We start from the raw sequence: 4,501 nt of genomic DNA, 5'->3' as shown, positions 1-4,501 counted from the left end.
CTTCATTATTTTCATCTAAACTAAATAAATTAATATTAATAGATTTATAACTTTCTAAATATCTATACTTATCACTATTATCTATTTTTATATTATCTATATTATAAAACCTTAATTGATTATAAACAAAATCTTCATCATTAAAATTCGTATTATCACAAGCCAAAACAAATTTTTTATTATCTATAAAAGCAATAGGTCTATCCCAATTATATCCGCTTATATATTCATTAACAACATCTACTTGGCATTTCTCATATACCCTTAAAAACTCTTCAATATTAAAATATCTTATACAGTCAATAGGATGCCATACCCAGCCATTAGAAAGAAAATGTTTATAATCTTTTGATACTAGTAAATTGCTGTGAAAATAATCTATACCAAACTCTTTTTCATCTCTGTTTATATCAGTTATCATCTCTTTAGTTTTTAAATTTATTATATTAAGAGTATTCCATTTAGTTTGGGTGATAAGATGAATTTCATTATTAATAATACAAAACTCATTAGAATAGCTTGAATATTTAGAACAGTAATCCTCTCTTTGTAAATTAATAATATCCAATGTTTCTATATTCACTACAGCAGAATTTAAGCCTTTCTCCTCAGTTATACATATATAAGGATACATTAATTTAAAAACTGTAACTTCTTTGGAATTTATGTTTTCTATTTTTATTAAATCTTTATATGAATTATATACTTTATTATATTTGATTAATTTAGCATCATCAGTAAATAAGAAATATTCTTCAAAGTTTTTATCATTAAAAACAGCATTCTCTATCATAATGCCTATTATAAAATAAAAACGAAAAATATCAATAATAGCCTATACACCCCGCCCACCCACCCCAAATTTTTATTATTAGATTATAATTTCTATTTATAAGCCTCTATATGTATAGTAGGTTCTATATTTAATTTTTTTCTTATTTCATTTTCAAATACACTTACATTATTATGTGCCTCAAAAACAGTCATATCTTTCGGAAAACGCATATGAAAAGTTATCTCACTATGATCTCCGTAAGTATGTATATGAAAATGATGCAAATTAGCAGCGTCATCATTAATATTAAGTTCTTTAGCTATATCATTAATGCTTTTAATAATCTCTTCTGAAGGATACTCCCCTATTAAAGGTTTAATACTAGATTTAATAACATCAAAAGCAGCATAAAATATTACAAGAGAAACCAATATACTTAATACTCCATCTATCCACCAGAAACTTTTACCAAATAAAATACCTACTAATATAATTATTGAAGTAATGCTATCACTTCTATGATGCCAAGCGTCTGCGTATAATGATTTAGAACCAGACTTTCTGTATCCCCATAAAGAATACTGAGCTAAAAGTTCTTTGACCAAAATAGAAACAACCATAGCTACTATTGCCATAGTCGTAAATGAAGCTGTTTTTTTATTCATAATATTTTTTATAGCCTCAGAGAAAAAGCTATAACCAATAAATACAAGCATAATACCAACTATAAAACTTGTTATAAGCTCTATTCTTCCATGTCCAAATGGATGTTCTTTATCAGGAGGTCTTTTAGAAAATATTCCTCCTATTATAACTATAACACTGCTTATACAATCACTCAATGAATGCCAAGCGTCCGCCATAATAGATAATGAACCTGTTAAAAGTCCTACTATATACTTAAAAGCAAATAACAATATGTTTATGATAACAGAGACTACACCCTCTATTATCATATATTTTGATTTCTTCTCATTACTAATACTATTCATTTTATAACCCCAAATTTAATTTTTTAATTTTTCAAGATTAAAGGATTTGAAATAAAATGTCAATTATATAAATATAAATTGTTGTTTACATATTAGAATGTTTTAACTTTATATAAAAATATTATAACTTATGTATGATAAATCAAAATAAAATTAAGAACTTGATAAAAGTTATTTTTTTTGTTAATATAATTTTATATGATTTAGATAATTAAAAATTAATAAAAAATATATACAAAAAAGGAGAACAAATAATATGTCAAATATAGCATTTTTATTTCCAGGTCAAGGTTCGCAGTGTGCAGGTATGGGTAAATCTTTGTATGACAATGTTGCTGAATCTAAAGCAATATTCGATAAGGCTGCAAATATATTAGATGATGTAGATATTAAATCATTATGTTTTGAAGGAACAGAAGATGATCTTAAAAAAACAGAAAATACTCAGCCTGCTTTGGTTACAGTAGGCATTGCTGTTTATGAAGCATTAAAAGCAAAAGGAATAAAAGGAAATTTATTCGCAGGACATAGCTTGGGAGAAATTACAGCCCTTTCTGCTGCAGGATATATATCATTTGAAGATGCTGTAAAAATAGCAAGAACAAGAGGTCTTTTAATGGCTAAAGCTGGTGCTGATGCTCCTTACGGAATGGCTGCAGTACTTGGATTGAGCTATGATGATGTTGCTAAATGTATGCCTGAAAACAAAGAGGTTGTTGCTGCTAATTATAATTTAAAAGATCAAATAGTTATATCTGGTTTATTAAGTGCAATTGAAGCAGTTACTCCTAAACTTCAGGAGGCTGGTGCTAAAAGAGTATTACCTCTAAAAGTATCAGGAGCTTTCCACTCTCCATTTATGAAACCTGCTGCTGACAGTTTAAAAGAGTTTTTAGAAAAAATAGAGTTTCATAAAAATGATAATAAAGTTTTGTCTAATGTTACAGCTGAAGTTCATGAATTTGATTCTATAAAAGAAAATTTATATAAACAGATGTTCTCTACTGTTAGATGGTATGAAAGCATGCTTAATATTCAAAAACAAGGTATTACAAAAGTATTTGAATGCGGACCTGGTAAAGTTTTAGTAGGTATGAGCAAAAAAATTACTCCAGATATTGAATCTGTTTGTGTGTTTGATATAGACTCTTTAAATGCTGCTTGTAATTAATTTTAGTAAAAATATAAAATAACAATATAGAGACAGGATTTATAATTATTTCCTGTCTTTTATTTTGCATAAAATTATAAAAATAAAAAGGACATATAAGATTAATTATATGCCCTTTAATTTTATACTATATTTAAATTAATATTATTATATTAAAAAATTATAGCTTACCAACCAAATCAATACCAGGTTTTAAAGTTTTAGCACCAGGTTTCCATTTAGCAGGACAAACTTCTCCGCCATGTTCAGCTACATATTGAGCAGCTTGTACTTTACGTAATAATTCATTAGCATCTCTACCAATTCCCATATCATGTACTTCATAAGCTTTGATTTGACCTTCTGGGTTTACAATGAAACTTCCGCGGAAATTCTGACCAGCTTCATCTACATATACTTCAAAGAATCTTCCTAATACTCCTGTAGGGTCTCCTAACATTGTGTATTTAAGATTTTTAATTGTTTCTGTAGCATCTGCCCAAGCTTTATGTACAAAGTGAGTATCAGCTGATACTGAATATACTTCGCAGTTGATCTTTTTTAAATCTTCATAAACAGTATTTAAATCTGCTAATTCTGTAGGACATACAAATGTAAAGTCAGCAGGATAAAAGAAAAATACACTCCATTTACCTAATACATCTTTTTTTTCAACAGTTTTAAACTCGCCGTTTTGGTAGGCTTCTACTTTGAAATCTATTAGTTTTTTATTGATTAAACTCATTTTATAACTCCTTTTAGCAATGTTTGTATATTCTAACAATACATTAAATAATAGTTTTTGTCAAGTAAAAAACAATATAAATTGATAAAAATTACTAAAAAAACAAAATTATTTTGAAATATATATAATAAATTTTAAATGTATAGACTTTAAATGAAATTGACAAAATAATTCTACTGTAATAAAATAATAAAACTAAATAAAAAATAGAGAATAAAAATATATGAAAGACTTTAATAATCAAGAATTAGAAATACTAAAATATATAAACGAATACTTACCTTTTAGAGAAAAGCATATACTTTCTACAAGAGAGCTTTCTATAAAAATAGCAGAAAAATATGGGGTTGATACTAATAAGGCTTCTATTGCAGCACTTTGTCATGATTTGGGAAAAAGATATAAAGATGATGACATGCGTAAAATTATACTTGAAAATGATAATATAGAGTATCCAAGATATATAACAGGTGCTTTGCTTCATGCGAGAGTTAGTGCTATAATAACAGAAAAAGAATTTAATATAACTGATAAAGAAATTTTGAAAGCTATAGAAAGTCATACAGTAGGACATAGAAACATGAGTATTCTTGAAAAAATAATATATGCAGCTGACTATCTTGAACCTACAAGAAAACTTGAAACAGCTGATAAAATAAGAGAGAAAATTTTTATAGATTTTGATAATGCATTTTTAGAAGTTGTTTATGAATCCATAAGTTTTGTGCTTAGCAAGAAACAATATTTATCTGATAAAACTATAGAACTTTATAATTCTCTAGTAATAAAATAATAATTTTTAAATATTAGAAAGCCAAATATAAAAATTGTGAGCATAT

Annotated in this window: 5 protein-coding genes; 2 read left to right on the top strand and 3 right to left on the bottom strand. The window is 26.5% G+C overall.

The features are described 5' to 3' along the window. Together KQ44_RS02395 and KQ44_RS02390 are read right to left on the bottom strand one after the other, a co-directional pair. A partial coding sequence (locus KQ44_RS02395; protein WP_096736082.1) for a hypothetical protein occupies positions 1-793 on the bottom strand: 793 nt, incomplete at its 3' end. 92 nt (positions 794-885) lie between these two features. Beyond that, a complete protein-coding gene (locus tag KQ44_RS02390; protein ID WP_096736081.1) occupies positions 886-1,767 on the bottom strand; it encodes a cation diffusion facilitator family transporter in 882 nt (293 codons plus the stop codon). A gap of 256 nt (positions 1,768-2,023) precedes the next feature. Between KQ44_RS02390 and fabD the strand changes: the two genes are divergently transcribed. Beyond that, entirely contained in the window at positions 2,024-2,938 is a 915-nt protein-coding gene (gene fabD / locus KQ44_RS02385; protein WP_096736080.1) for an ACP S-malonyltransferase, read from the top strand. Between the two features lie 160 nt (positions 2,939-3,098). Here fabD and ahpC read toward each other — a convergent pair whose 3' ends face one another. Continuing rightward, positions 3,099-3,662, bottom strand: a complete 564-nt coding sequence (gene ahpC, locus KQ44_RS02380; protein WP_013112873.1) for an alkyl hydroperoxide reductase subunit C — start codon at positions 3,660-3,662, stop codon at positions 3,099-3,101. A gap of 223 nt (positions 3,663-3,885) precedes the next feature. On the opposite strand from ahpC, the gene yqeK reads away from it, so the two are divergent. Next, the gene (gene yqeK, locus KQ44_RS02375) at positions 3,886-4,455 is read left to right on the top strand and encodes a bis(5'-nucleosyl)-tetraphosphatase (symmetrical) YqeK (protein ID WP_096736079.1); all 570 of its coding nucleotides are present in this window, start codon (positions 3,886-3,888) and stop codon (positions 4,453-4,455) included. Positions 4,456-4,501: the final 46 nt, after the last annotated feature.

The sequence above is a fragment of the Brachyspira sp. G79 genome, assembly GCF_002379365.1.
Classification (GTDB): domain Bacteria; phylum Spirochaetota; class Brachyspiria; order Brachyspirales; family Brachyspiraceae; genus Brachyspira.
The sequence above is the reverse complement of the archived record's forward strand: the minus strand, read 5'-3'. Positions and strand labels throughout refer to the sequence as shown.